This window comes from Micromonospora cynarisoli (genome assembly GCF_030518815.1).
GTDB classification, from domain to species: domain Bacteria; phylum Actinomycetota; class Actinomycetes; order Mycobacteriales; family Micromonosporaceae; genus Micromonospora; species Micromonospora wenchangensis.
This window is the reverse complement of sequence record NZ_CP130426.1, coordinates 3,893,646-3,919,945: the sequence shown is the minus strand read 5'-3', so window position 1 is coordinate 3,919,945 and position 26,300 is coordinate 3,893,646. Positions and strand designations below refer to the sequence as shown.

Below are 26,300 nucleotides of genomic sequence, written 5' to 3'. Positions count from 1 at the left end.
GGTGCGCCCTCCGAGGGTAGTACGACGACGGTCCGGTGCAATTCCCCGTACCGGTCGTCCGGGTCCCCGTACGGTGTCCACGCGAAGCGACGGCGCAGGTCGTGGCCGGTTCCGGTGCCGGTCGTGACACAGCGTCAGTTGCCATAGGTCAATTGAAATCGGCGGGTCCGTCCACCCGTCGCGCGTCCGGTGAGGAGCAGCATGGCCGAGTCCGACCGTCCGGTGCCGCACCGCCCGGGTGCGGTAAGCCTCTTCTTCGTCGTCAAGGCGGCCGTGTTCGCCCTGGGTTTCTGGGGCTGGCTGCTGGTGCTGGTGTTCACCGGTGACGCGGTGACCGGGGCGCACGTGCTGGCCGCCGCCGGTGCCGTCACCACCACCCTGGTGGGGGTGCTGCTCGGCGTCCGGCTGGCCCTGCAACGCAGTGCCGCCGTCCGGCACGCCGAACTCAGACGACTCCTGGTCGACATCTCCTGGAACGCGTTCGCCGCCGCCGGCAACGCCGAGCTGTCCGGCACCGTGGTGCCGTTCCCCACCGCGCCCGGCGACGAGGAGCGGGGGCCGCGTGAGCGGATCTCCTCGATCTTCGACCGGGGGCCGGGGGAGCGCCCCGGCGGTCGCAGCGGCGACCGGCGGCGCTGAGCCCGGCTCAGTGCGGCGCGGTGGCCGCCCCGTCGGTGCCGTCGCCCCGCACGGCGTCCCCGGTCGGGCCGGCCAGCAGGGTGGCCAGGCGGGGGGTCACCTGCCACTGGTCGACCAGTTGCCGGTACTCGGCCGCCTGCGGGTCGCCGCCGCCGGTGCCGGTCCGGCGGGCCCGGATCAACAGGTTCCGGGGGGTGTGCCGGGAGTCGACGAACTCGACCACCTCGGCCCGGTAGCCGTGCGACCGCAGCAGGCCGGCCCGCAGCGCGTCGGTGAGCACGTCGGCGAAGCGTTCCCGCAGGATGCCCTGCCGGGTCAGCAGCTCGTACGGTGCCGGGGCCGGCCGGGCGCGCAGCTGCGCCGCGAGGTCGTGGTGGCAGCACGGTGCGGCCAGCACCCACCGCGCGTCCCAGCGCACCGCGCGGGCCAGCGCCTCGTCGGTGGCGGTGTCGCAGGCGTGCAGGGCGAGCACCAGGTCGGGGGCGGGCTCCACCACCGCGTCGGCGATGGTGCCGGCGACGAAGGAGACCCGGTCGGCCCAGCCGAGGCGTTCGGCCAGTTCGCTGTTGCGCTGCCGTTGGTCCTCCCGCACGTCCACCCCGACCAGTTCCACGTCGAGCCCGCGGGCGGTCAGGTAGCGGTAGGCGGCGAAGGTCAGGTAGGCGTTGCCGCAGCCCAGGTCGACCACCCGCAGCCGCCCGGTGAGATCGTCGGGCAGGGTGGCGGCGAGCGCCCGCAGGAAGGCGTCCACCTGCCGGCGTTTGGCGGCGTTGCCGCCGATCTCGGCGAAGATCGGGTCCCCCGGGTCGAGCAGGTACTCCTTGGCCCGGTCGTGGCCGTCCGCCGGGGCCGCCGGCCGGCTCGCCGCCGCCCGGTGCACCTGCGCCTCGCCGGACTTGGTCACCCGGAGCTGGAGGGTCGCCCCGGCGGTCTCCACGTGCCAGTTGCCGAAGGGCTCGGCGAGCAGCGCGTCGACCGCCGCGCCGGCCTCCGCGCCCGGCGACACGTTCCGGGTGTACGGCCGCGCGCCGTCGGACGTGGAGATCTGCAACCGGGGGCCGGCCTTGAGGGCGACCGGGCGGAGTTCGGCCCGTACCACCGAGGGGCGCTGGCCCCGGCGTCGGCCGGCGGCGACGGCACGGGTCAGGGCGGGGTCGAGCAGTAACGCCCGGACCTCGGTCAGGGCGGCGTCCAACGGTTCCGGCATCGTTCCATCATCCTTTCCACCCCGGCGGTTGCCGCTCCCGGCCCGCCCCGGCAGGGACGTCGGCCACCGGTGTAGGGAACCTCCAGGCGCGAGCTGGCAGGGGCGCAGGGCCCGGCGACTCACGCCGCGCCGGTAGGGCCGGCGGGCCGAGGCGGCCACCGGCGCAGACGGGACATCCCCCGGGCCGTCGGACGGTCGGGGGATGTCGTCGGTGCTGTCGGGTCAGTCGGCGGCGGCCTCGGCCGGCGCGTCCGCGCCGGAGCCGCCACCACCGCGCCGGCGACGTCGGCGACGCGGCCGGCCCGGCTCCCCCTCGGCGGCCGGCCCCGCAGCGGCCACGGTGGGCTCGCCGGTCGTGCCTGCGGCGGTGTCGGTGGACCCGCCCGTGGTCACGGTGCCCGGCTCGCCCCCGACCACCTCGCCGGCCCGGCGACGACGCCGGCTGCGGGGGGTACGGGTGCCTTCCTCGGCGGCGTCCACGCCCGTTGCGGTGCCGTCCGGCGCGTCGGAGTCGGGGCGACCCCGACGCCGCTCACCGCGTCCGCTGCCCCGACCGCTGCTCTCGCCGCGTCCCCGGCCCTCGCCGCGCCGACCGCCCCGGCCACCGCTCTCGCCCCGGCGGGACCGCCCGCCCAGGTCCTCCTCGACCTCGGCGGAGAGCCCGGCGCGGGTCCGCTCGGCGGTCGGCAGGGTGCCTGTCATCTCGGGCGAGATGTCCAGGTCGGTGTAGAGGTGCGGGGAGGTGTGGTAGGTCTCCGGCGGCTCCGGCATGTCGAGCCCGAGCGTCTTGTCGATGATCCGCCACCTGGGCATGTCGTCCCAGTCGACGAAGGTGACCGCGACCCCGGTCGCCCCGGCCCGGCCGGTACGACCGATCCGGTGGGTGTAGGTGTCCTGGTCTTCGGGGCAGTCGTAGTTGATGACGTGGGTGACGCCGCTGACGTCGATGCCCCGGGCGGCCACGTCGGTGGCGACCAGGGTGTCGATCTTGCCGGCCCGGAACGCGCGCAGCGCCCGTTCCCGCGCGCCCTGGCCCAGGTCGCCGTGCACCGCCGCCACCGCGAAGCCCCGGAAGTCGAGGTCCTCGGCGACCCGGTCGGCGGCCCGCTTGGTACGGGTGAAGATCATGGTCAGCCCGCGCCCCTCGGCCTGGAGGATCCGCGCCACGATCTCGATCTTGTTCATCGAGTGGGTGCGGTACGCCAGCTGCTGGGTCTGCGGGGACGGGCCGGTCTCGGCGGTGTGCCCGGCGTGGATCGTCACCGGCCGGCGCAGGAACCGCCGGGAGAGGGTGACGATCGGGTCCGGCATGGTCGCCGAGAAGAGCATGGTCTGCCGGTCCTCCGGCAGCATCGCCAGGATCTTCTCGACGTCGTCGAGGAAGCCCAGGTCGAGCATCCGGTCGGCCTCGTCGAGCACGAGCGCGCGGACCCGGTCCAGCCGCAGGTGCTTCTGCTTCTGCAGGTCCATCAGCCGGCCCGGGGTACCGACCAGGATCTCCACGCCCTTGCGCAGCGCGTCGATCTGCGGCTCGTACGCCACGCCACCGTAGATCGGCAGCACCCGGACGCCCCGGGTGCGGCCGGCGGCGGCGAGATCCTTGGCGACCTGGATGCCCAGCTCGCGGGTGGGTACGACGACCAGGGCCTGCGGCACGCCGTCGCTGCCCTCGGCCGGGGCGAAGACCCGCTCCAGCAGCGGGACGCCGAAACCGAGGGTCTTGCCGGTGCCGGTGGGGGCCTGACCGATCAGGTCGGTGCCGCGCATGGCGATCGGCAGCGCGTACTCCTGGATCGCGAAGGCGCGGGTGATGCCCGCCGCAGCCAGGGCCTCGACGGTCTCGGGCCGCGCGCCGAGCGCGGCGAACGTGGGGGCCTCCGGGCGGACCGGGGCGGTGGGGGCCAGTTCCTGGCCCTCCAGTTGGTCGAGAATCTGTTCGCTCATCTGGATCTGGGGGTGCCCTCTCGTGGTGCGCCCCGTGGTGTCCTCAGGGCGCGGTCGGTATGGCGCGGGCCACGCGATCGGCGGCGGAGAATCGCCGTGTCAGACCGGGCCGCACGCGCGCCGTGGGCAGGACTTCGATCAGATCGGCGCCCACGGCAACTACCTCATCCTACCCGAGCGGGTGGGTACACGCCCCTGACCTGGATGGCCGGCTTTTCGGCAGGGGTGAAAAATGTGACCCGCGTCACCGGGCGGCCCTGCGGCAGGCAGCGCCCGCCACAGGGCCGGACCGGTTCAGCGAACGGTGAAACCGACCGCGCGGGCGGACGCCTCGGCGATCTCGACGTAGGCGACCTTGGTGACCGGCACGATGACCCGTCGACCCTTCTCGTCGGTCAGGGAGAGCGTCCCCTCCGCCTTGGCGAAGGCGTCGGTCACGATCTGCTCGATCTCGGCCGGCGACTGCGCGCTCTCCAGAACCAGCTCGCGCGGCGCGTACTGCACGCCGATCTTGACCTCCACTGTGCCTCCTCAGGTGGGCGAGATAGCCGCCGATCGGAAGGCTATCCGATCTCGGGGCCGGATGTTCAGGCCGACTCACCCTGGAGCGGGAAGCTCGCGATGCCCCGCCAGGACAGCGCCGCGACCAGCGCCTCCGCCTCGGCCTTCGGCACCTGCCGGCCGCCGGCCAGCCAGAACTGGGCGGCGGTCTCGGCCGCGCCGACCAGGCCGGAGGCGAGCAGTTCGGCGTGCGCCCGGCTGACCCCGGTGTCCGAGATGATGGTGTCGGTGATCGCCGCGATGCAGCCCTGTTCCACCCGCTCGACCCGCTGCCGGACGGCCGGGTCGTTGCGCAGGTCGGATTCGAAGACGAGCCGGAACGCCTCGCTCTCGTGGTCGACGAAGTCGAAGTACGCGCGCACCGACGCGCCCACCCGCTCCTTGTTGTCGTTGGTGCCGCGCATCGCGTCGTGCACCTTGGCGACGATGGCGTCACAGTGCGTGTCGAGCAGCGCCAGATACAGATCCATCTTTCCCGGGAAGTGCTGGTACAGCACCGGCTTGGAAACCCCGGCCCGCTCGGCGATGTCGTCCATCGCGGCGGCGTGGTACCCCTGCGCCACGAACACCTCCTGAGCCGCCGCGAGTAGCTGCTTACGGCGTGCCGAACGGGGCAGCCGGGTGGGCCGGCCGGCAGTCTGCGCACCGTTCCCCACAGCGGTCATGGGAACCTCCGAGTTTCGTCATTCCAGCCGGCACTTCTACCCCGTACCGGTCAGGGCACTCACCCCGGTCCCGGAATTGGCCCGCCGCTGTAACTTATCGCCACTGTCACCACACGGTAGCCTCAGCGGGGGCGACCAAGGAGCGCGCGGTGAGTGAATCAGGGCAACCCGGTGCCGCCACCCCGGGAGAGCACGGCGACGGGACGGGTCAGCAGGACGACCTGGCCCGCTCCGCCAGTGGGTGGGCACCAGCGACCGGGTGGTCCGGCGGCGTCGAAACCACGGGTTACCGGGAGGCCGGGGCACCGTGGAACCGGCCCGACCCCGCCGGCGGTTGGGGTGGCCAGCCGTCACGGCACGGTGATCTACCTGCGCCGTTCGCCACCCCGTCGACCGACGAGGAGGCCCCCCGCAACGGTCGGGCCCACCGCAATGGTCACGACTCGGCACCGGATTTCCCGGCCCCGCTGCGTCGCCCGGTGAGCGCCCCGCCCGGCGGGCCGGGTCACCCCGTCGCCGACCCCCGGGTCACCGACGGTGACCGACTGGTCGTGCCGGCCCCCCGGCCGGCGTCCCCGACCGGTCCGCCGCACGACCCGGAGGCAGCCCGGCACTCCTCGGACGACCCCGCCGCGCCCCGGTCGGCCCACTGGCCCGCAGGTGACCCGCCCACCTCGGCCCCGCCCGCGGTGCAGGTCCCTCCGGTGGGCACCGCCGCCTCCGGCTTCGAGGTGCCCCCCGGCTTCCACGCCCCCGAGCGGGGCGGGTCCGGTTCCTCCCCGGACGACCCCCGCGACCGTTTCTCCGGGCCGGACGGGCCACGCGGGACCGACCGCGCCGAGCCCACCGCCGACACCGGGCCGCCCGGGACGGCGGACCCCCGGGGCACCGGTGCGCGCGGTGCCGGGGAGCCGTCGCCCGGCGAGCGTCGGACGACCGCCGGGCCGGACGAGCCGGACTGGTCCGGCCCGAGCTGGAACCGCCCGAGCTGGGGCGGGACCTGGGCACCCTCCTGGTCACGGGACGAGGAGCCACCGGTCGGCCGACGGGCCCGTGCCGAACGCGCGGCGGAGTGGTCGGCCGAGGCCGCCCGCCCGTACGAGCCGGTGCGTGCCGAGCCGGCCCGGCCGTACCAGCCGGTGCGTGCCGAGCCCGCCCGCCCGTACGAGCCGGTGCGCTCCGAGGTGCCCCGCCCGTACGAGCTGACCCGGACCGAACCGGCCACCCCGCCGGCCCTGCCGGAGCCCACCGTCGAGCGGTCCGGGCGGGAACGGTCGGCCGCCGAGCGGGTCGCCCCGGGTCGTCCCGGTGTCGACCACCCCGAACGCGCCTGGTCCGGGCACACCGGGGAACACCCCGTACCGGACTGGGACGGGCACGCCGACCGGCCGGAGCGGCACGAGCCCACCGACCGCTCCGAGCGGGACCGGCCCGGTCCGGACTGGTCCGAGCGGGATGCCCGACCGGAGCGGGACTGGGCCGACCCCGCCGGGCGGGACCGGGCCGACGGGTCCGAGTGGGACTGGTCCGACCCGGCCGGGCGGAACTGGTCCGGTCCCGGCGAGCGGGACCGGTCGCCGGTCGAGCCGCAACGGCTACACCCGGCCGACCGGCCCGGCTGGTCGACGGGGGGACCCGCCGAGGTGCCCCCCGCCCCCCGGGACGTGCCGGCCGGCCCGCCGCCCCTGCCCCGGGACGAGCCCGTCGCCGTGCCGCCCCCGACCCGCGACGAGCCCGCCGGCCCGGGGGACGAGCGGGCCGCCACGCTGCCGGCCGCCGTCCGCGCCGACCAGCCGTTCCGGCTCCCGCGCGACGAACCGTCGCCCCGACCGGCGACCTCCCCGGCCGGCCGCATCGACCAGCCGTTCCGACTCCGGTCGGTGCCGACCGAGCCGGCCACCCCCACCGACCTGCCCGGCCACCCGCCGGAGCCCCCCTTGACCGCCGGTGCTCCCGCCACGAACGGGCCACGCCGCCTGGACCAGGTTCCCTCAGCGCCCGCCCCGACGAGCGCACCCCCCTACGCGGCCCGCCGATCCGCGCCCGACCCGCTGACCACGACCGAGCCGGTGGTGGACGGACGGAGACCGGACCGGGGCACGGCGGTGCTGCCGCAGCGCGTCCCCGCCGAACCGGACGTGCCCGTCGTGCCGGAGCCGCCAGCCGTGGAGCCCCCCGCCGAGACCCCGGAACTCGCCCGGATCGCCACCCACCTGCGCCGCGACGACGAGCCCGCGCCGCTGCGGGAACGCCCCGAGGGCTTCGACGTCAACGCGATCCTGGACGCCGTACGCGAAGTGGCCGGGGTCCGCGACGCGGCGCTGCGGCGTACCCCGGCCGGGGCGCACAGCCTGCGGCTCGACCTGTCCGACGGGGCCGACCCGGCGGAGGTGAGCCGGCTGGTGGCCCGCCTGCTCCAGGAGCGGATGGGTCTCGCCGCCGCACCGCGGAGCCTGTCCGGTGAGCCGAGCGCCGCGGTGCCGCCGCCGATGCGTCGCCGTACCGGTGAACCCCGTGTCGTCGAGCCGACCGCCGGGGTGCCGACCCCGACGGCGGAGCCACCTGCCGCCCGGCCCGGTGCGGAGCGACCGGCCGCCGGGGTACGCGTCGACGCGGCGACCGGTGGCCCGGCGCGCGACGCCGAGGACCCGCCGGCCGAGCAGTCACCGACGGCGTCCGGGGTGCCCCGGCGACGCCGGCAGTCGACCCCGCACCGGGGTCGGGCCAGCGTGGAGGAGGCCCTCCCGGGTGCGCTGCCGCCCACCGGCAGCCCGGCGACGCTCAACGCGTCGTACTCGGGCGGGCAGATGACCACGACGGAGACGGCGCCCTCGCGACCGCTGGACACCGGCGGCGTGCCGGGGCCCCGGGTGGTCATCGACCACGTCCAGGTGAGCACCTTCGGCCTGGACGCCAACGTGGAGGTACGCCTGCTCACCGCCGGTGAGCCGGCCGCCGGGCACGCCACCGGGCCGGCCGTGGACGGGTACGTCCTGCGGTTGTGCGCGGTGGCTGCCGCCGCTGCGGTGGACGAGTTGCTGCGGCACGCCGAGCGCACCGCCGAACGGGGGCGGTGCTTCGTCGAGCACGCCGCCGTGGTGCCGTTCGGCAACTGCGAGGTGGCGACGGTGGTGGTGCTGCTGGTCTGCGACGGCTGGGTGGAGCAGTTGGCCGGGTCGGCGCTGGTCTCCGGGGACCCGCGCCAGGCGGTGGTGCGGGCGACCCTGGCGGCTGTCAACCGGCGGCTGGAAGCGTTGCTCGCCTGACGGTGGGCATTGTCGGCGCGGGGCCGGAACGGGAACACTTGCCGGTATGAAGCGCGCCGCCCTCTGGCCCGAGGAGCACCTGCCCCCGCACCGGCTGCCCCCGCCCTGGCCCGGCCGGCCGGTACGCCTCGACGGCACGGTCACCTACGTCCGGGACACCCCGGCCACCGGCCCGGACGCGGAACCGGCGCTGTACGTGCACGGGCTGGGTGGTTCGTCGCAGAACTGGACGGACCTCGCCGGCCTGCTCGCCGACCGGCTCGACGGGCAGGCGATCGACCTGCCCGGCTTCGGACGCAGCGAGCCGGGGCTGCGGTACACGATCCCGGCCTTCGCCGACCGGGTGGTGCGCTGGATCGAGCACTCCGGCCGGGGCCCGGTGCACCTGTTCGGCAACTCGCTGGGCGGCGCCGTCTCGGTGTACGTCGCCGGTCGCCGGCCGGACCTGGTACGTACCCTGACGCTGATCTCCCCGGCGCTGCCGTTCCTGAACTTCGGCCGCTCGTTGCAGGGGCGGATGCTGCCGCTGCTGGCCATTCCGCGCGGGGAGCGGCTGGCCGCCTGGCGGCTCGCCCAACTCGCCCCGGAGGTGATGGCCCGGCAGGCGATGGAGGCGTGCGTGGCCGACCTGAGCCGGATCAGCGAGCAGCGCCGGCAGGAGGCGTTGGAGGAGATCCGGGTCCGCTACGAGGCGCCCCACTACGCCGCCGCGTACGTCCGCACGTTCCGGGGGCTGGTCGCCAGTTTCCTGCGGTCGTACCTGCCGGGGCCGGAGTCGCTGTGGCGGATCGCCGCCGGCATCGCAGCGCCCACGCTGGTGGTCGGGGGGATGAAGGACCGGCTGGTGGACGTCCGGGTGGCCCCGCAGACGGCCCGGGTCATCCCGGACAGCCGGCTGATGATGCTGGCCGACGTCGGGCATGTGGCCCAGTTGGAGGTGCCGCGTACGGTGGCCCGCGCGGTACTGCACCTGCTCGCCGAGTCGACGCCGGGTCCGTCGCCGCAGCGCCCCGGGGCCCTGCCGGGTGATGACGCGCCGGGGTTCGGTGGTGACGGAAGGTCGCCGTCCGGCATGGCATCCTGACCCGGATGTCTGCGCTCCCCTCCCGTGGCCCTCGTCCGATCCGGCTCCTGCGGCCCGCGTCCGGCACCGCCAGGTGGCGTCCGACGGCGCTGGTGGCCCTGCTCCTGGTGGTGACCTCCGGCGGGCTGGCCGTCGTCACCCCGCCGCCGGCTGCCGGCCGGCTGGTCGCCCGCCCGGCGCCGCCGGCCGCCGCGACCCAGCCGGTGGGAGCCGGGCGCATGCTGGGCCCGGCCGGTCCGCCGGGTGTCGTGACGTCAGCCGGTGGCACGGGTGCGTTCGGCGACACCGGGTCGTCGGGCGGGTCGGTCGACGTGGCAGGTGCGTCCGGCGGGGTCGGGTCGGTCCTGCCGGTGCCCGCGCCGGCCGGTGCTGCGGTCCCGGCGGCGACCGTGCCGCCGTCGGCGCTGTCCGGCCCGGTGCCGGCGACGGGCCGGGGCACCTTCCGCTACGACGACCGGGCCGGGGCGACGCTCGGCCGCTCCGGCGGCCTGCGGCGCTACCGGGTGGCCGTGGAGGACGGCTCCGGCGAGGACGTGCGCGCCTTCTCCGACCAGGTGCAGGCGGCCCTGGCCGGGCCGGGGAGTTGGGTGGACGGCGGCCGGTTGCGGCTGCGCCGGGTGCCGGGGAACGCGCCGTCCGACTTCACCGTGCAGTTGGCGACCCGCAGCACGGCGGGGCGGCTGTGCCGGGCCGGAGGTGTGGACATCCGGGTCGGTGGCGTGCCGTACACGTCGTGCCGCGCGCCCGGGAAGGTGATCATCAACCTGGACCGGTGGCGGACGTCGGTGCCGCACTTCGTCCGGGCCGGGGTGCCGCTGCCTGTCTACCGGACGTACGTGGTGAACCACGAGGTGGGCCACCAGTTGGGGCACCGTCACGAGGGGTGTCCGGGGGTGGGCCGGCCGGCGCCGGTGATGCAGCAGCAGTCGCTGTTCCTGCGGGGCTGTACGGCGAACCCGTGGCCCTACCTGGCCGGTCGCCGGTACGCCGGCCCGGCGCTCTGAACCCCTCGCCGCCCGTGGGGTGTCCGGGCGCGTCGCCGGTTGTCGGCGGTTACCGAAGAAGTGAAACATGTTCTTGTAATTTGCGGCAATAGCAGGCTTATGCCCGATTAGTCTGCCATGCTGGCCGGGTGAGCACCGAGTCCGCCGAGCGCCCGGAGCCGCCGGACGCTGGCCGGCCCGACCCGCGCCACACCGACCCGTACGCCGCCGACCCGTACCGGGCCGGCCCGCGTCACGCCGACCCGCGCTCCGCGTGGTGGCACGGCGAGCCGGGCGTCGGGCCGCGCCGCAACCGCCGGATGCGCCGTCGTCGTCGGCGGGCCGTCCTGCTCGGCCTGGCCCTGCTCGGCGCGGGCGTTGGCGGGTTCGTCACCCTCCGCCCGGAGCCCGCACCGAGCGGCCCCAAGCAGGTCGCCGGGCGGGTGGCCGACGGGGTCGGTGGTGGCCGGCTGCCCGACGGGGTACGCGCGGAGCGGACCGCCGTCGCCTATCCGCGCAGCGGACCCGGCCGCTTCACCGCCGCCGACGGCCGCTCCGACGTGTACGGCTTCGACGGCCCGCTGCACCGCTACCGGATCGAGGTGGAGCAGGGCACCGGGCAGGACGTGGACGCGTTCGCCGCCGCCGTCGACGAGACGCTGGGCGACCCGAACAGCTGGATCCGCTCCGGCGAGCTACGGTTGCAGCGGGTGCCGGAGATCGCCGCCGCCGACTTCACCATCTATCTCGCCACCCCGGCCACCTCGGAGCGGATGTGCGCCGAGGGCGGGCTGGACACCGAGGGCTACACCTCCTGCCGGCTGCCCGGACGGGTGGTCATCAACCTGGCCCGCTGGATGGAGGCGGTGCCGGACTACGGGGCGCCGCTGTCGGTCTACCGGACGTACGTGGTCAACCACGAGGTGGGGCACGAACTCGGCGAGGAACACCAGGCCTGCCCCGGCCCCGGCGAGCCGGCCCCGGTGATGCAACAGCAGACGTACGGGCTGGACGGCTGCGTGGCGAACGCCTGGCCGTACGTCGACGGCTCGCTCTACTCCGGCGATCTCGTGCCAGGCAGTTGAGTTATTCCCGCTCCCGTATGTCGGACGGGGTGTCACTGCTCATGGCCGAGGGATGGTCGCCCGAGCAACAATGGCTCGGTTCGCCATCAGCCGATCACCGGGGAGTCCACCGTGTCGTTGCCCCCGCTCGTCGAACCCGCCGCCGAGCTGACCGTTGACGAGATCCGTCGCTACTCCCGTCACCTGATCATCCCCGATGTGGGGGTCGAGGGGCAGAAGCGGTTGAAGAACGCCCGGGTGCTCTGTGTGGGTGCCGGTGGCCTCGGTTCGCCCGCCCTGATGTACCTGGCCGCCGCCGGGGTCGGGACGCTCGGCATCATCGACTTCGACACCGTCGACGAGTCCAACCTCCAGCGCCAGATCATCCACGGCGTCTCCGACATCGGCCGGTCCAAGGCCGAGTCCGCCGCCGCGTCGATCCGGGAGATCAACCCGCTGGTCCAGGTGGAGATCCACAACACCGCCCTGGACCGGGAGAACGTCCGGGACATCTTCGCCCAGTACGACCTGATCGTCGACGGCACCGACAACTTCGCCACCCGCTACATGGTCAACGACGCGGCGGTGCTGCTCGGCAAGCCGTACGTCTGGGGTTCGATCTACCGGTTCGACGGCCAGGCGTCGGTGTTCTGGGCCGAGCACGGCCCCTGCTACCGCTGCCTCTACCCGGAGCCCCCGCCGCCCGGCATGGTGCCGTCCTGCGCCGAGGGTGGCGTGCTCGGCGTGCTCTGCGCGTCGATCGGGTCGATCCAGGTCAACGAGGCGATCAAGCTGCTCGCCGGGATCGGTGAGCCGCTGGTCGGCCGGCTGATGGTCTACGACGCCCTGGAGATGAGCTACCGCAAGATCAAGGTCCGGAAGGACCCGAACTGCGTGCTCTGCGGGGAGAACCCCACGGTCACCGACCTGCTGGAGGACTACGAGGACTTCTGCGGCGCGGTCTCCGAGGCGGCCCAGGAGGCGATCGTCGACGCGACCATCACCGCCACCGAGCTCAAGGAGTGGCAGGACGCCGGCAAGGACATCTTCCTGGTCGACGTCCGGGAGCCCGCCGAGTACGAGATCGTCCGGATCCCCGGCTCCACCCTGATCCCCAAGGGCGAGATCATCTCGGGTGAGGCGCTGGCCAAGCTCCCGCAGGACAAGCAGGTCGTGTTGCACTGCAAGTCCGGGGTCCGCTCCGCCGAGGCGCTCGCCGCGCTCAAGGCGGCCGGGTTCCGCGACGCGGTGCACGTCCAGGGCGGGGTGCTCTCCTGGATCAAGCAGATCGATCCCTCGCTGCCCGCATACTGACCCGGGACCGGGGCCGGGGGTGGTGACGAACCGCCCCCGGCCCCGACCGATTCCCCGAGGCGGGATTGCGTCCGCGCCGGTAGCGTCAGCGCCGTGGTGGACTTGGATGCCGCGATCGGCTTCGTCGTGGCGCACGGCGACGCGGTGGACCGCGCCCGGCTGTCCTGGTTGCGCACCGGCGCGCCCGTGCCCCCCGACCTGCTCGACGCGGCCGAGGTCGGGCAGACCCCCGACGGCGGCTGGCCGGCCTTGCTCGGCGGTGACGTGCCGTCCGTCGACGCCACCTGCTTCCGCCTCGCCGAACTGGACGACCTCGGTGCGCTCGGCCGGCCGGCGGCCCGGCACGCCCTGGACTGGCTGGCCGCCCGGCAACTGCCCGACGGCGGCTGGGACGAGGACCCGAGGCTGGCCGGCAGCGCCCCCGAGTGGGCCACCCCGGGTGACCCGGAGGCCCGGCTCTACCTCTCCGCCAACGCCGCGTTCTGGCTCAGCGTCGCCGGTCGGGACGCCCGCGCCGCCGGCCCGCTGGACCACCGCGTCGGCGGCGCGTACGCCGGGGTGGTGCAGGCGGCGGCGCAGGCCCTGGCCGGGCAGCTCGCCCCGGACGGCAGCTGGCCGTCGTTCCTGGCCGCCGGCTGGTTGAGCGCGGCCGTGCTGCACCGGCAGCAGCTCTACTACGAGTCGGCCCGGATCCAGGCGGTGCTGGCCGAGCGGATGCCGAAACTCTCCCCGGCCGACGTGGCCGCGCTGGCCGCCACGCTGCGCCGGGTCGAGGTGGGCGAGGAGCAGTGGGTGCTGGTGTCGGCCCGCAGACGGCTCGCCGAGACCCAGCGCAGCGACGGCGGCTGGGACAGCGACGACGGCCACCAGTTCGACGTGCACACCACGCTCACCGCGATCCGCGCCTGCCGGCCGATCGGCCCGGCCCTGCCGCCCGGCTCCCCGGTCGCCCCGGTCGCCCCGATCGGCTCGCCGGTGACGCCACCCGGCTCACCTGTCGTCCGCCGGGCCCGGCCGGTCCCGCCCGCCGACGACGAGCCCGGCACCCGGTGAACCCCGGGTCCGGCAGCGCCCGGGGCCGGGCGGCTCAGCGCAGGTGACCGTCGCCGGTCACCACGTACTTGGTGGAGGTCAGCTCCGGCAGCCCCATCGGGCCCCGGGCGTGCAGCTTCTGGGTGGAGATGCCGATCTCCGCGCCGAAGCCGAACTCGCCGCCGTCGGTGAACCGGGTGGAGGCGTTGACCATCACCGCCGCCGCGTCCACCCGGGCCACGAACTCCCGGGCGGCGGCCTGCGAGTCGGTGACGATCGCCTCGGTGTGTCCGGTGCCGTAGCGGCGGATGTGCGCGACCGCCGCGTCGAGCGAGTCGACCACGGCGACGGAGATGTCGGCCGAGAGGTACTCGGTGGCGAAGTCCTCGTCGGTGGCGGCCACCACGTCGGGGGAGTACGCGGCGACCTCGGGCGAGCCGTGCACGGTCACCCCTGCCTCGGCGAACGCGGCCAGCACCGCCGGCAGGAACGCGTCGGCGACGTCGGCGTGCACCAGCAGCGACTCGGCCGTGTTGCAGGTGGACAGGCGTTGGGTCTTGGCGTTCAGGGCGATCGCCACCGCCTTGGCCTGGTCGGCGGCGGCATCCACGTAGACGTGGCAGTTGCCCACCCCGGTCTCGATCACCGGCACCGTCGACTCCTCGACCACGGTGCGGATCAGCGACGCGCCGCCGCGCGGGATCAGCACGTCGACCAGGCCACGGGCCCGCATCAGCTCCTTGACGGAGTCGCGGGAGCCGGCGTCGAGCAACTGCACCGCGTCGGCCGGCAGGCCCGCCCCGGCGACCGCGTCGCGCAGCACCGCCACCAGCGCCGCGTTGGAGTGCGCCGCCGACGACGACCCGCGCAGCAGCGCCGCGTTGCCGGATTTCAGGCAGATGCCGGCCGCGTCCACCGTCACGTTCGGCCGGGCCTCGTAGATGATGCCGACCACCCCGAACGGCACCCGCACCTGCCGCAGCTCCAGCCCGTTGGGCAGGGTCGAACCCCGGACCACCTCGCCCACCGGGTCGGGCAGCGCGGCCATCTGGCGCAGCGCGTCGGCGATGCCTGCCACCCGCGGCGCGTCGAGGGCGAGCCGGTCCAGCACGGCCGCACTCAGCCCGGCCTCCCGCCCGGCCGCCAGGTCCGCCGCGTTCGCGGTGAGGATCTCCGGCGTACGCGTCACCAGCGCGTCGGCCATCGCGTGCAGCGCAGCATCCTTGACCGTACGGGTGGCCACGGCGAGGGCCTCCGCCGCGTCCCGGGCCCGCCGGGCCTGCTCGACGACGCTCATTGCGTACTCCTTCGGATCTTCCAGAAGCGCCCGTGTGGGGACGCCTGACGTCACAGCAGCACCAGGTCGTCGCGGTGGACGACCTCACGTTCGTACGCCGGGCCGAGGGCTGCGGCGAGTTCTCCGGTGGAGCGGCCGAGCAGGCCGGGCAGTTCCACCGCGTCGTAGTTGACCAGGCCCCGGGCCACCGACGCCCCGTCGACGTCGACCAGGTCCACCGGGTCCCCGGCGGTGAAGGTGCCGTCCACGGCGGTGATCCCGGCCGGCAGCAGCGACTTGCGCCGGCCCACCACGGCCTGCACCGCGCCCGGGTCCAGGTGCAGCCGGCCCCGGGGCGCGGTGGCGTGCGCCAGCCAGAACAGCCGGGCCGCCGGGCGTCGCCGGGCCGGGTGGAAGAACGTGCCCACCGGTTCCCCGGCCAGCGCGTCGCCGGCCAGCGGGGCGGCGGTCAGCACCACCGGGATGCCGAATCCGGTGGCGATCCGGGCCGCCTCGACCTTGGTGACCATGCCGCCGGTGCCGACGCCGGCCCGGCCGGCCCCGCCGATGTCCACGCCGGCCAGGTCCGCCTCGCCGCGTACCTCGGTGATCCGGGTGCTGCCGGGGCGGGTCGGGTTGCCGGTCCAGAGCGCGTCGACGTCGGAGAGCAGCACCAGCAGGTCGGCGTCGACCAGAGCGGCGACCAGGGCGGCCAGCCGGTCGTTGTCGCCGAACCGGATCTCCTCGGTGGCGACCGTGTCGTTCTCGTTGACGATCGGGACCGCCCGCAGGTCGAGCAGCTTGCGCAGGGTCCGGTACGCGTTGCGGTAGTGCGCCCGCCGGGTCACGTCGTCGACGGTGAGCAGGACCTGCCCGACGGTGAGCCGGTGCCTGGCGAAGCCCGCCGCGTACCGGCCGATCAGCAGGCCCTGGCCGACGCTGGCGGCGGCCTGCTGGGTGGCCAGGTCGCGCGGGCGGCGGGGGAGCCCGAGCGGGGCGAGCCCGGCGGCGATCGCGCCGGAGGAGACCAGCACCACCTCGCGGCCGGCGGCGACGAGCGCGCCGAGGGCGTCGACCAGGGTGTCGACCCGGGCGTCGTCCAGACCGCCGGTCGCGGTGGTCAGCGAGGACGAACCGATCTTGACGACGATCCGTCGGGCCTGGGTGACTGCTTCGCGCACCCGCCCATTCTGCGCGGTCGGTCCCGGCGGACCCCGTCGCGTTCCCATATCCTGGCCGGTCGTGACGCCTGAGGAGTACGTGGAGGCGGTGCTCGCGCTGGTCGAGCGGATTCCGCCGGGCCGGGTGATGTCCTACGGGGCGATCGCCGACGCGTTGGCCGAGCGCTCCGGGCGGGCCTCGGCCCGGCTGGTCGGCGCGATCATGGCCCGGCACGGTGGCGGGGTGCCCTGGCACCGGGTGGTGAACGCGGCGGGCCGGCTGCCACCCGGGCACGAGGCGCGGGCGCGGGCCCTGCTGCGGGCCGAGGGTTGCCCGCTGCGCGGTGCCGGGGTGGATCTGGATGCCGCCAAATGGTGGCCGGATGAGGGGCGGTGACCCGGCAATAACGTGAGTAACATTCGGCCGCATGGACGCGCCGCCGGCCGGGCCCGGCTCCCCACCCGCCGGCCCGCCCACGTCGGCTGCCGGCCCGGCCCGGTCGACCGGTGCCGAGGCGGCTGGACTACCGCGTCGGGTGCACGCCGGTTACGCGCTCGGCTCGTTGGCCACCGGCGCGTTCGGCACCGTGCCCGGGTTGCTGCTGCTGCCCTACCTGACCGACACGCTCGGGGTGGCCGCCGGGCTGGCCGCCCTGCTGGTGCTGCTGCCCAAGGCATGGGACGTGCTGGTCAACCCGGTCGCCGGGCGGATCTCCGACCGCACCCGCTCCCGCTGGGGGCCGCGCCGGCCGTGGCTGCTCGGCGCCGGGCTGGCCCTGGCGGTGCTCTTCGCCGCCATCTTCGCCGCGCCCTTCGGTGCCGGGCCGGCCGCCGGGGCGTACGTGGCCGTCGCGTTCCTCGCCACCGCCACCGCGTTCGCCTTCTTCCAGGTCCCGTACGTGGCGATGCCCGCCGAACTGACCGACGACGCGGCGGAGCGTACCCGGCTGATGGGCTGGCGGGTCGCGGTGCTGGCGCTGGCCATCCTGATCTCCGGCGCGGTGGCCCCGGTGGTGGTGACCGTCGGCGGCGAGGGGGTGAGCGGGCACCGCTGGATGGGGGTGTTCGTCGCCGTGCTGATCGCGCTCGGCGCGCTCGGCGCGTTCCTCGGCACCCGGTCGGCGGCGACCGGCACGGTGACCGCCACCGAGCCGACGCTGCGCGCCCAACTCGCGGTGGTCGCCGCCGACCGGCCGTTCCGGGCGCTGCTGCTCTGCTTCGTCGTCCAGTCCGCCGGGGTGGCGACCATCCTGGCCGGGGTCAGCTACTTCGCCGCCCAGATCCTGCGCGACCCGACCACCGGGCCGACCGTGCTGTTCGCCTGCTTCGTCGGGCCGGCACTGCTGGTGATGCCGCTGTGGACCCGGCTCGGCGCGCGACTGGGCAAGAAGACCGCGCTGGTCGCCGCCTCGCTGCTGCTGGCGGCCGGTGCGGCGGCGCTGGTGGCCGCGCCGGTGCTGCCCGCCGCCGCCGTCTACGCGGTGGTCGCGCTCCTCGGCGTCGGGTACGCCGGCCAGCAGGTCTTCGCGCTGGCCCTGCTGCCCGACTGCGTGGCCGCCTCGACCGCGCGCACCGGTCGCCGCCAGGCGGGCGTCTTCACCGGCCTCTGGACCGCCGGGGAGACCTTCGGCCTGGCCCTCGGCCCCGGCATCTACGGCCTGGTCCTGGCCCTGTCCGGCTACGTCTCCTCGGCCACCGGCACCGCCGCCCCCCAGACCCCCACCGCCCGCCTCGGCGTCCTCCTCGGCTTCACGGTCGTCCCGGCCCTCCTGATCGCCCCCGCCACCCTCCTCCTCCGCCCCCACCCCTACCTCCCCCCACCCCTACCTCCCCCCACCCCCACAACCCCCACCCACCTCGTCGATCATGGAGTTGCGGTGGGGACGAAAGCCGCGAAAATCCACGGAAAGGCCACCACAAGTCCATGATCGACGAGAACGGGGTGCCTGCCGAGCGGGTGCTGGACGAGATCAGGCAGCTCCGGGCGGGGGATCGGCCGGTGCACGGGGGGCGGTTGTTCGCCTACGTGTACGACCCGGCGGTGCCCGGGTTGGACGACCTCGCCGGGGCCGCCCATGCCGCGAGCGCCCACGTCAACGGGCTCGACCCGACCGCCTTCCCGTCCCTGCTGGCGATGGAGAACTGGCTCGTCGGGGCGGCCGGCAGGCTGCTCGGCGGCGGGCCGGGCAGCGCCGCGCCGGACGTGGTCGGCAGCGTCACCAGCGGCGGGACCGAGTCGCTGATCCTGGCCGTCAAGGCCGCCCGGGACGCCCGCCCGGAGCTGACCGCACCCCGGATCGTGGTGCCGGCCAGCGGACACGCCGCCTTCGCCAAGGCCGCCCACCTGCTGCGGGTCACCCTCGACACGGTTCCCGTCGACCCGGTCACCCTGCGCCCGTCGGTAACGGACATGGCCGCCGCGATCGGCCCGGAGACGGTGCTGGTGGCCTGCTCCGCCCCGTCGTACGCGCACGGGGTGGTCGACCCGGTGGCCGGGATCGCGCAGGTCGCGGCTGCCGCCGGGGTGCGCTGCCACGTGGACGCCTGCTTCGGCGGCTGGACCCTGCCCTACCTGCGTCGCCTCGGCGTGCCGGTGCCGCCGTTCGACTTCACCGTCGACGGGGTCACCTCGATCTCCGTCGACCTGCACAAGTACGCGTACGCCCCGAAGGGGGTGTCGGTGCTGCTGCACCGGGACGCGACGCTGCGCTCCCCGCAGTACTTCGCGTACGCCGACTGGCCCGGCTACACCATGGTCAACCCGGTGCTCGCCTCGACCCGGTCGGGTGGCCCGATCGCCGCCGCCTACGCCACCCTGCGGCACCTCGGCGACGACGGCTACCTGCGGTTGGCCGCCACCACCCGGGACGCCGTCGGTTGCCTGGCCGCCGCCGTCCGGGACGTCGACGGGCTGCGGCTGATGGCCGAACCGGAAGCCACAGTGGTCTGCTTCACCGGCACCGACCCGGCGCTCGACCTGTTCGTCCTGGTCGACGAGCTGACCACCCGGGGCTGGCACACCCAACCCCAACTCCGGTACGCCGACCTGCCCGCCAGCGTGCACCTCACGGTGACCGCCTCGGTGGCCCCCCGGGTGGCCGAGTTCGGCCCGGACCTGGCCGCCGCGGTGGCCGCCGCCCGCCGGGCCGGGCCGGTCGAGCTGCCTGCCGACCTGGTCGCCCTGGCCGGGGCGTTGACCCCGGAGGCGCTCACCCCCGAGCTGATCGGTGGACTCGCCGCCGGCCTGGGGCTCGGCGCCGGGCCGCCGGACCGGATGGCGGTGGTGAACACCCTGCTCGACGCCGCCCCCGCCGCGCTGCGGGAACGACTGCTGGTGGAGTTCGTCGGCCTGCTGCAACACCCCACCTGGTGACCCCCGCGTCCCGTTCGTCGCGGCAGGTGGTCGCGGGGGCGTTGCGGCCTCGCCGGGAGGTCAGGCTGGTCGCTCCCGGCCCGGCCGGGTTCGCACCGCCGGGACGCGGGCCGGGCCCGGCCGGTCCGGGTGTCACGCCGGGCGGCTGTGGTTGACTGTCCCTGGGCGGACAACGGGTCGGCGGGGACAGGAGGCGGTCGTGCAGTTGCCGGGAGTGCTCGGCGAGCCGATCCGGTTCGTTCTCAACTGGGGTCGCCGCTACTCGCTCTGGGTGTTCAACTTCGGCCTGGCCTGCTGCGCGATCGAGTTCATCGCCACCAGCATGGGTCGGCACGACTTCATCCGGCTCGGCGTCATCCCGTTCGCTCACGGGCCCCGGCAGGCCGACCTGATGGTGGTCTCCGGCACGGTGACCGACAAGATGGCCCCGGCGATCAAGCGGCTCTACGACCAGATGCCCGAGCCGAAGTACGTCATCTCCTTCGGGTCCTGTGCCAACTGTGGCGGCCCGTACTGGGACTCGTACTCGGTGACCAAGGGCGTCGACCAGCTCATCCCGGTCGACGTCTACGTGCCCGGCTGCCCGCCCCGCCCGGAGGCGCTCCTGCACGGCATCCTCCGCCTCCAGGAGAAGATCGCCGCCGAACAGTCAGGCATCGGCGGCGTCGACCGCACCGACCCCCTCGCCCCGGCCGCCGACACCGCCCCCCGCCCGGTCGAGTCGCTGACCGCCCCCCCGGTCCGCCCTCCCACCCCCTCCTGACCCACCCTCCGGGCCTTCCCGGCTGCACCCGCGCTGCGCCCCGCTCTGCCTCGCGTACCCCCGCTGTGTGCCCGCCTTACACCCGCTTGCCCACTGCGCCCCGGTGATCAAGAGGTTCACGTCACCATCCCGCGTGAATCTGACGCAAACCTCTTGATCACCGGCGCGGGGCGGGGTGGGCGGGCTGTGCGGGGTGGGGCGCGGGGTGGGCGGGAGGCCCGGGGGAGAGGTGGCGGGTGGGGGTTAGCGTGCGGGGCATGACCGACTCCGTGGACCGACGGTCCGCTTTCATCGTCGACGTGTTGACCGAGGAGTTCGGCGCGTCGATGGCGCTCGACCCGGCGGCGTTCCGCCGGAAGTTCCGCAAGATGGCCGCCTCCCCGTTCGCCTTCTACCGGGGCAGCGCCTCGCTGTTCTACGCCGACCAGCGCGGCGACTTCGCCGACGACGCGTTCCTCGACGAGCAGACCAGCCGGGTGTGGATCCACGGCGACCTGCACGCCGAGAACTTCGGCACCTACATGAACGCCTCCGGGCACCTGGTGTTCAACGTCAACGACTTCGACGAGGCGTACGTCGGGCCGTTCTCCTGGGACCTGAAGCGGCTCGCCGCCAGCGTGGCCCTGATCGGCTACGCCAAGGCCCTGTCCGACCGGGTGATCGGCGAGCTGGTCACCGGCTTCGCCCGGTCGTACCTGACCGAGCTGCGGGCCATCGCCGCCGGTGGGGACGACGCGATCGGCTCGATCACGCTGGACAACGCCGACGGGGTGCTGCGCCGGGTGCTCCAGGAGGCCCGGCTGAACACCCGGGTCGACCTGCTGGCCGCGCAGACCACCGTCGACAACTACGAGCGGCGGTTCTCCCTCGGCGACGGGGTGTTCGAGATCGACCCGGAGACCCGTAAGAAGGTCTGCGCCGCGTTCACCGCGTACCTGGACACCCTGCCCCCCTCGACGGCCCGGCTGCGGCCGGTCGCCACCCAGATCAAGGACGTGGTGCTGCGCAAGGGGGTGGGCATCGGCTCGGCCGGGTTGCCGTCGTACAACCTGCTGCTGGAGGGGCACACCGAGGCGTTGGAGAACGACGTCGTCATCTACATGAAGCAGGCGCAGGTGCCGGCGGTGGCCCGGCACATCGACGACGAGCGGGTCCGGGGCTACTTCCGGCACCAGGGGCACCGCACGGCCGAGTCGCAGCGGGCGTTGCAGGCTCACGCCGACCCGTGGCTGGGCTTCACCGAGCTGGACGGGGCCGGTCAGCTCGTCGCCGAGGTCTCCCCGTACGCCGCCGACCTGGACTGGTCGGACGTCAACGAGCCGGACGAGTTGGCCGGGGTGCTCGCCGACCTGGGTCGGGCGGTGGCCCGGATGCACTCGGTCGCCGACGACGAGTCCAGCCACGACCTGGTCGACTACTCCACCGAGGAGGCGATCGTCGCCGCGATCGGCGACGACACCGACGGCTTCGTCGGGCACCTGGTCGAGTTCGCCCACGCGTACGGCGTCCGGGCCCGCACCGACCACCAGCTCTTCGTCGACCTGTTCCGCAACGGCCGGCTCCCCGGCATCTGAGCCGGCCCGTCGGGCGTCACGCCCCGAACTCCAGCACCACCTTGATGTCCTCGTCGGTGTGGGCGTACGCCTGTGCGTACGCCGACACCGGCACCCGGCGGGTGATCAGCGCGTTCAGCCACGACTGGTCGGCCTGGGCGAGCGCCCGGGCGGCCAGGTCCCAGTGCCGCCGGTTGGCGTTGACCGAGCCGAACACGACGTTGTTCTCCAGCACCAGCGCCCGGTTGAGCGCCCCGGCGTCGAAGTCGATGGTCCGGCCCCCGCTGGACACCCCGGTCAGGCAGACGATCCCGGCCGGGCCGACCTTGCACATGGTGTCCAGCACCACGGTCGGCGCCCCGGTGCACTCGACCACCACGTCCGGCTCGAAGTCCAACTCGTCGACCGGCACCGTGTGGTATGTCGCCCCGAGCGCCCGGACCAGGTCCGGCTTGGGGCCTGTGGTGTTGCGGTCCAGCACGTGCACCGACAGGCCACGTTGGACGGCCAGCAGGGCCGCCAGCAGCCCGATCGGCCCGGCCCCGGTGACCAGGACGGTCTGCGGCTTCCACTCCGCCCGGGTGCCGATCTGCGCGATGTGGTCCCACGCCTTCGCCACCACGCTCGCCGGTTCCAGCAGCATGCCGACCGGGGCGAGGACCGGGTCCAGCCCGACGGCGAACTTCGGCTGCACCCGCCACCGTTCCCGGGCGAAGCCGGGCAGCCCCTTGATCCCGTGCTCGGTGTACCGGCCGTTGCGGCACATGTCCCACTCGTCGACGGCGCAGTTCGGGCAGGGCACCGGGTCGGGGTGGCGGACGACGCCGGCCACCAGGTCGCCGGGTTGCAGGGTGCCGGACGGGTCCTCCAGCACCCGGCCGAGGGACTCGTGGCCGAGCACCAGTTCCCGCTGGCCGGGCGGGGCCTCCCCGTAGTCCCCGGCGATGATCTCCTGGTCGGTGCCGCAGATGCCGACGGCGAGCGCCTCGACCAGGATGGCGCCCTCCTCGGCCGGCGGCTCCGGCCAGTCCTGCACCAGCCGCAGCGAGTCGCGGACCCCGGGAGTCACCGTCACAGCGCGCACGGCCCCATCTTTCCCCGCACCACCGCGCCCCGCCTGCCAAAGCGTCAGATGCCCGTCCGGCCATGCCCGGCGACGCGCCGGACGACCCCGCCGCAACCGTGGTACGACGCGGCGCGGGGCCGTCCGTTCACCTCATCCAGGTGTCCGCCGGGCGCGTTCGACCGGGCGGGCGGGCCCGGCGTCGGGGCGGCGGCCATAGGATCAACCGCATGACTCCGGAAGAGGTCGGTCGGCGGGTGGTCGCGCTGCTCGCGCCGGTCGAGGCGACCGCGTCGGTGTCCGGCGGGCAGGCGCACGCCCGGGCCACCGTCGACGTACCCCCGGCGGCCTGGGCGGACACCCTCCGCGCGGTACGCGACGACGCCGAGCTGGCCTGCGACTTCTTCGACTGGCTCTCCGCCGTCGACGAGTTGGCCACCGGTTTCGACATCGTGGTCCACCTGTGGTCGACCCGGCACCGGCACGGTGTGCTGCTGCGGACCCGGGTGCCGAGGCAGACGCCGACGGTGGCGTCGGTGGTCGACATCTTCCCGGGCGCGGCCTGGCACGAGCGGGAGACCCACGAGATGTTCGGCGTCGACTTCGCCGGCCACCGGGAGCTGGCCCCGCTGCTGCTGCCGCCCGAGTTCGAGGGGCATCCGCTGCGCAAGGAGTTCGTGCTGGCCTCCCGGGTGGCGAAGCCGTGGCCGGGGGCGAAGGAGCCGGGCGAGTCGGAGGCCGGTGGCGGTCGCCGGGCGGTCCGCCCGCCCGGGGTGCCCGCCCCGGGGGAGTGGGGTGTGGTGCCGGCCCCGGCCGGTCCGGTGACGGTGGGCGACGGGGCCCCCGCCCGCGCGCCCCGGGAGCGACCGGCCCGGCCGCCGCGTACGCCCCGCCCCGGCGCGGCCGGCGACGGCCCGGCGGTCGCCGACGGCCAGGCACGCGGTGACCAGGGTGGCGACGAGGGGGGTACGGCCTGATGCCGACCTGGTTGGAGCTGGTGATCCGGATCGGCGGGGTGCTGGTCGCGTTCCTGACCCTGCCGCTGATCGTCGGCCAGGCCGAGCACAAGGTGATGGCGCACATGCAGGGCCGGCTCGGTCCGATGTACGCAGGTGGCTTCCACGGCTGGGCGCAGCTCGTCGCCGACGGGATCAAGTTCGTCCAGAAGGAGGACATCACCCCGCGCGAGGCGGACCGGGCGGTGTTCCGGCTGGCGCCGGTGGTGGCCCTGGTGCCCTACCTGCTGGTGCTGCTGGTGATCCCGCTCGGCCCGGACGACCTGGTCGGGCAGCCGCTGGACATCGGCCTGTTCTTCGTCCTGGCGGTGGTCGGGGTCGGCGTGGTGGCGGTGCTGATGTCGGCGTGGGCCTCGGCCAACAAGTACAGCCTGCTCGGCGGGCTGCGCGGGGCGGCCCAACTGCTCGGGTACGAGCTGCCGCTGGTGCTGGCCGCCGCCTCGGTGGCGGTGGCGGCCGGGACGTTGAGCCTCGGCGGGATCGTCGAGGCGTGGCAGCCGTGGTGGCTGCTCTGGCAGGCCCCCGCCATGATCGTGTTTTTCGTGGCCGGGCTGGCGGAGATCCGGCGGCCCCCGTTCGACATGCCGGTCGCCGACTCGGAGCTGGTGTTCGGCTACATGACCGAGTACACCGGGCTGCGGTTCGCGTTCTTCCTGCTCGCCGAGTACGTCGGGATCGTGGTCATCGCCGCGTTGACCACCGTGCTCTTCCTCGGCGGCTGGCAGGGCCCGTTCGCCGACGCCCAACTCGGGTGGCTGTGGACCCTGCTGAAGGTCTTCGCCGTCTCGTTCGTGATCATCTGGCTGCGGGTGTCGTTCCCCCGGCTGCGGGAGGACCAGCTCCAGCGGTTGTGCTGGCTGGTCCTGGTGCCGGCAGCGCTGGCCCAGCTCGTCCTCACCACCGCCGTGCGCCTCACCCTGAACTGAACGCCGGCCCGGAGGGGCCCCGGGAGACTCCCCGGGGCCCCTCCGGCACGCTCACGGCGCGGCGTAGAGCAGGCGGTTCGGGGAGCCGGTCCCCGGGTTGACGACCTTGCCGGTAGTGGCGGCGGTGATCAGCGCGCTCTTGGCGGTGGCGAGGGTCGCCGTCGGGTTGGTCTGCCGGTAGCGGGCCAGCCAGCCGGTGACGTGCGGGGCCGCCATCGAGGTGCCGGACCAGCCGCTGGCCACGGCGGTGTCCGAGGCGATGCCGGCGGAGGTGATGTCCACCCCCGGGGCGAAGATGTCGACGCAGGTCCCGTAGCTGGAGAACGAGGCCCGGTTGTCGTTGATGTCGGTCGCCGCGACGGTGATGCCCCGGCTGGACCTGGGGCCGTTGGTGCAGGCGTCGGTGTTGAAGTTGTTGGCGATGAAGACCGGGTACACGCCGTGGTCGATCAGGTTCTCGATCGAGGTGTTCGCCGAGGTGCCGTAGCCCTGGAGGCTGAAGTTCGCCACCGAGACGGTCGCGTGGTTGGTGGCCAGCCAGTCGACACCCTCGATCAGGTCGGTGCTCCACCCGGAGTTGTCGCACTGGAGGACCCGGACCGCGCGCAGCGTCACCGACTTGGCGACCCCGTAGGTGGTCCCGCCGATGGTGCCGGCGACGTGCGTGCCGTGGCCGTGGCAGTCGTTGGTGCCGTTGCCGTCGCCGACCGCGTCGTAGACCCCGGCGGCGCGGGTGCCGAAGTCGACGTGGGTGGCCCGGATGCCGGAGTCGACGATGTAGGCGGTCACCCCGGAACCGGTCGAGGTGTAGCCGAAGCTGTTGCTCAGCGGCAGGTTGCGCTGGTCGATGCGGTCCAGCCCCCACGACGGCGGGTTGCTCTGCACGGCCTGGATGGACACGCCGCCGGCCTGGGCCCGCTCGGCCCGGGCCGTCGTCGGTCCGGTCCGGTCCGGGGCGGTGCTGGTCAGGCCGCCCTCGATCCGGGTGTCCCGCTCGACGTACTGCACGGCCGGGTCGTTGCGGACGGCGGCGAGGGCGGCCGGCGGCAGCACGGCGGCGTACCCGTCGAGGACCTGGGTGTAGCGGTTCAGCACGGTGCCGCCGGCCCGTTCGGCGACGGCGGTCGACTGGGCGGTCCGGGCGAGGCGGGCGGTGCGCTCGCTGCTCACCGGCTTGTCGGAGAGGACGACGATGTACCGGTCCGGCGCGGCCTGCGCGCTGCCGGCCAGCAGCGGCGCGGGCGCGGCCCGTCCGGGGGCGGGGGTGCCCGGTGCCGCGACGGCGGCGTTGGTGGTGGTGGCGAGCGCGCCGGCGAGAACACCGGCGAGTACGCCCAGACGTGCGGTCCTGCTACCCAGCTTGCGCAAGGCTCGATCCTCCTCGAAGGGGAGTCCGTAGTGGACTGTCAGC

At 74.6% G+C, this 26,300-nt stretch carries 20 protein-coding genes and 2 pseudogenes; 14 read left to right on the top strand and 8 right to left on the bottom strand.

The annotated features are described in order from the left end of the window. The first annotated feature begins 201 nt into the window (after positions 1 to 201). Positions 202 to 639: a hypothetical protein gene (locus Q2K16_RS16720; protein ID WP_302738545.1), complete on the top strand. Its 438-nt coding sequence runs from the start codon at positions 202 to 204 to the stop codon at positions 637 to 639. A 7-nt stretch (positions 640 to 646) separates the two neighbouring features. Here the strand turns inward: Q2K16_RS16720 and Q2K16_RS16715 are convergent, their stop codons facing one another. The 4 genes from Q2K16_RS16715 to Q2K16_RS16700 all read right to left on the bottom strand — a co-directional run bounded on the left by Q2K16_RS16715 (position 647) and on the right by Q2K16_RS16700 (position 5,016). Further along, the gene (locus Q2K16_RS16715; protein ID WP_302738544.1) at positions 647 to 1,846 is read right to left on the bottom strand and encodes a class I SAM-dependent methyltransferase; all 1,200 of its coding nucleotides are present in this window, start codon (positions 1,844 to 1,846) and stop codon (positions 647 to 649) included. Between the two features lie 222 nt (positions 1,847 to 2,068). After that, positions 2,069 to 3,790 (bottom strand): DEAD/DEAH box helicase, encoded by a 1,722-nt coding sequence (locus Q2K16_RS16710; RefSeq protein WP_302738543.1) that lies wholly within the window; start codon positions 3,788 to 3,790, stop codon positions 2,069 to 2,071. 294 nt (positions 3,791 to 4,084) lie between these two features. Further along, complete coding sequence (locus Q2K16_RS16705) at positions 4,085 to 4,312, bottom strand: DUF3107 domain-containing protein (protein ID WP_088644741.1); 228 nt, start codon at positions 4,310 to 4,312, stop codon at positions 4,085 to 4,087. Between the two features lie 65 nt (positions 4,313 to 4,377). Next, the gene (locus Q2K16_RS16700; protein ID WP_091242199.1) at positions 4,378 to 5,016 is read right to left on the bottom strand and encodes a TetR/AcrR family transcriptional regulator; all 639 of its coding nucleotides are present in this window, start codon (positions 5,014 to 5,016) and stop codon (positions 4,378 to 4,380) included. 149 nt (positions 5,017 to 5,165) lie between these two features. Between Q2K16_RS16700 and Q2K16_RS16695 the strand changes: the two genes are divergently transcribed. The 6 genes and pseudogenes from Q2K16_RS16695 to Q2K16_RS16670 all read left to right on the top strand — a co-directional run. Next, positions 5,166 to 8,282 (top strand): hypothetical protein, encoded by a 3,117-nt coding sequence (locus tag Q2K16_RS16695; protein WP_302738542.1) that lies wholly within the window; start codon positions 5,166 to 5,168, stop codon positions 8,280 to 8,282. Between the two features lie 46 nt (positions 8,283 to 8,328). Further along, positions 8,329 to 9,366 carry an alpha/beta fold hydrolase gene (locus Q2K16_RS16690; RefSeq protein ID WP_302738541.1) on the top strand — a complete coding sequence of 346 codons (1,038 nt, stop codon included), beginning with the start codon at positions 8,329 to 8,331 and terminating at the stop codon, positions 9,364 to 9,366. A gap of 5 nt (positions 9,367 to 9,371) precedes the next feature. Next, positions 9,372 to 10,370, top strand: coding sequence for a DUF3152 domain-containing protein (locus tag Q2K16_RS16685; RefSeq protein WP_302738540.1), 999 nt, complete (start codon positions 9,372 to 9,374; stop codon positions 10,368 to 10,370). Between the two features lie 128 nt (positions 10,371 to 10,498). Further along, positions 10,499 to 11,434, top strand: a complete 936-nt coding sequence (locus tag Q2K16_RS16680) for a DUF3152 domain-containing protein (protein ID WP_302738539.1) — start codon at positions 10,499 to 10,501, stop codon at positions 11,432 to 11,434. 111 nt (positions 11,435 to 11,545) lie between these two features. Next, positions 11,546 to 12,727 carry an adenylyltransferase/sulfurtransferase MoeZ gene (moeZ, locus tag Q2K16_RS16675; RefSeq protein WP_302738538.1) on the top strand — a complete coding sequence of 394 codons (1,182 nt, stop codon included), beginning with the start codon at positions 11,546 to 11,548 and terminating at the stop codon, positions 12,725 to 12,727. Between the two features lie 93 nt (positions 12,728 to 12,820). Beyond that, positions 12,821 to 13,639 (top strand): annotated as a pseudogene (locus tag Q2K16_RS16670) (hypothetical protein); the annotation flags it as partial. A 175-nt stretch (positions 13,640 to 13,814) separates the two neighbouring features. Here the strand turns inward: Q2K16_RS16670 and Q2K16_RS16665 are convergent. Further along, on the bottom strand, positions 13,815 to 15,056 hold the full coding sequence (locus Q2K16_RS16665; protein ID WP_302738536.1) for a glutamate-5-semialdehyde dehydrogenase: 1,242 nt from the start codon (positions 15,054 to 15,056) through the stop codon (positions 13,815 to 13,817). Between the two features lie 50 nt (positions 15,057 to 15,106). Beyond that, on the bottom strand, positions 15,107 to 16,264 hold the full coding sequence (proB, locus tag Q2K16_RS16660) for a glutamate 5-kinase (protein ID WP_302738535.1): 1,158 nt from the start codon (positions 16,262 to 16,264) through the stop codon (positions 15,107 to 15,109). A 13-nt stretch (positions 16,265 to 16,277) separates the two neighbouring features. Here proB and Q2K16_RS16655 point away from each other — a divergent pair, with 13 nt between their 5' ends. The 5 genes from Q2K16_RS16655 to Q2K16_RS16635 all read left to right on the top strand — a co-directional run bounded on the left by Q2K16_RS16655 (position 16,278) and on the right by Q2K16_RS16635 (position 21,905). Further along, positions 16,278 to 16,592, top strand: a complete 315-nt coding sequence (locus Q2K16_RS16655) for an MGMT family protein (RefSeq protein WP_302738534.1) — start codon at positions 16,278 to 16,280, stop codon at positions 16,590 to 16,592. Between the two features lie 31 nt (positions 16,593 to 16,623). Beyond that, entirely contained in the window at positions 16,624 to 18,123 is a 1,500-nt protein-coding gene (locus Q2K16_RS16650) for an MFS transporter (protein ID WP_368052480.1), read from the top strand. Continuing rightward, a complete protein-coding gene (locus Q2K16_RS16645) occupies positions 18,120 to 19,568 on the top strand; it encodes a pyridoxal phosphate-dependent decarboxylase family protein (RefSeq protein ID WP_302738533.1) in 1,449 nt (482 codons plus the stop codon). The genes Q2K16_RS16650 and Q2K16_RS16645 overlap by 4 nt, the downstream gene beginning before the upstream one ends. A gap of 199 nt (positions 19,569 to 19,767) precedes the next feature. Next, positions 19,768 to 20,331, top strand: coding sequence for an NADH-quinone oxidoreductase subunit B (locus tag Q2K16_RS16640; protein ID WP_302738532.1), 564 nt, complete (start codon positions 19,768 to 19,770; stop codon positions 20,329 to 20,331). Positions 20,332 to 20,588: 257 nt separating this feature from the next. Then, positions 20,589 to 21,905 (top strand): DUF2252 domain-containing protein, encoded by a 1,317-nt coding sequence (locus tag Q2K16_RS16635; RefSeq protein WP_302738531.1) that lies wholly within the window; start codon positions 20,589 to 20,591, stop codon positions 21,903 to 21,905. A 16-nt stretch (positions 21,906 to 21,921) separates the two neighbouring features. Here the strand turns inward: Q2K16_RS16635 and Q2K16_RS16630 are convergent, their stop codons facing one another. Next, a complete protein-coding gene (locus Q2K16_RS16630; RefSeq protein ID WP_302738530.1) occupies positions 21,922 to 22,968 on the bottom strand; it encodes a glucose 1-dehydrogenase in 1,047 nt (348 codons plus the stop codon). Between the two features lie 209 nt (positions 22,969 to 23,177). Between Q2K16_RS16630 and Q2K16_RS16625 the strand changes: the two are divergent. Both Q2K16_RS16625 and Q2K16_RS16620 read left to right on the top strand, forming a co-directional pair. Beyond that, positions 23,178 to 23,768: pseudogene (locus Q2K16_RS16625) on the top strand (NADH-quinone oxidoreductase subunit C); the annotation flags it as partial. 155 nt (positions 23,769 to 23,923) lie between these two features. Then, positions 23,924 to 24,889 (top strand): complex I subunit 1/NuoH family protein, encoded by a 966-nt coding sequence (locus tag Q2K16_RS16620; protein WP_088644755.1) that lies wholly within the window; start codon positions 23,924 to 23,926, stop codon positions 24,887 to 24,889. A 51-nt stretch (positions 24,890 to 24,940) separates the two neighbouring features. Here the strand turns inward: Q2K16_RS16620 and Q2K16_RS16615 are convergent, their stop codons facing one another. After that, positions 24,941 to 26,257: a S8 family peptidase gene (locus tag Q2K16_RS16615; RefSeq protein WP_302738528.1), complete on the bottom strand. Its 1,317-nt coding sequence runs from the start codon at positions 26,255 to 26,257 to the stop codon at positions 24,941 to 24,943. Positions 26,258 to 26,300 lie beyond the last annotated feature (43 nt).

What these genes read in the sequence shown, in the direction of transcription:
- Q2K16_RS16720 (WP_302738545.1), top strand. Translation starts at nt 202, where the DNA reads ATGGCCGAGTCCGACCGTCCGGTGCCGCACCGCCCGGGTGCGGTAAGC.
- Q2K16_RS16715 (WP_302738544.1), bottom strand. Translation starts at nt 1,846, where the DNA reads ATGCCGGAACCGTTGGACGCCGCCCTGACCGAGGTCCGGGCGTTACTG.
- Q2K16_RS16710 (WP_302738543.1), bottom strand. Translation starts at nt 3,790, where the DNA reads ATGAGCGAACAGATTCTCGACCAACTGGAGGGCCAGGAACTGGCCCCC.
- Q2K16_RS16700 (WP_091242199.1), bottom strand. Translation starts at nt 5,016, where the DNA reads ATGACCGCTGTGGGGAACGGTGCGCAGACTGCCGGCCGGCCCACCCGG.
- Q2K16_RS16690 (WP_302738541.1), top strand. Translation starts at nt 8,329, where the DNA reads ATGAAGCGCGCCGCCCTCTGGCCCGAGGAGCACCTGCCCCCGCACCGG.
- Q2K16_RS16685 (WP_302738540.1), top strand. Translation starts at nt 9,372, where the DNA reads ATGTCTGCGCTCCCCTCCCGTGGCCCTCGTCCGATCCGGCTCCTGCGG.
- Q2K16_RS16665 (WP_302738536.1), bottom strand. Translation starts at nt 15,056, where the DNA reads ATGAGCGTCGTCGAGCAGGCCCGGCGGGCCCGGGACGCGGCGGAGGCC.
- proB (WP_302738535.1), bottom strand. Translation starts at nt 16,264, where the DNA reads ATGGGAACGCGACGGGGTCCGCCGGGACCGACCGCGCAGAATGGGCGG.
- Q2K16_RS16650 (WP_368052480.1), top strand. Translation starts at nt 16,624, where the DNA reads ATGGACGCGCCGCCGGCCGGGCCCGGCTCCCCACCCGCCGGCCCGCCC.
- Q2K16_RS16645 (WP_302738533.1), top strand. Translation starts at nt 18,120, where the DNA reads ATGATCGACGAGAACGGGGTGCCTGCCGAGCGGGTGCTGGACGAGATC.
- Q2K16_RS16635 (WP_302738531.1), top strand. Translation starts at nt 20,589, where the DNA reads ATGACCGACTCCGTGGACCGACGGTCCGCTTTCATCGTCGACGTGTTG.
- Q2K16_RS16620 (WP_088644755.1), top strand. Translation starts at nt 23,924, where the DNA reads ATGCCGACCTGGTTGGAGCTGGTGATCCGGATCGGCGGGGTGCTGGTC.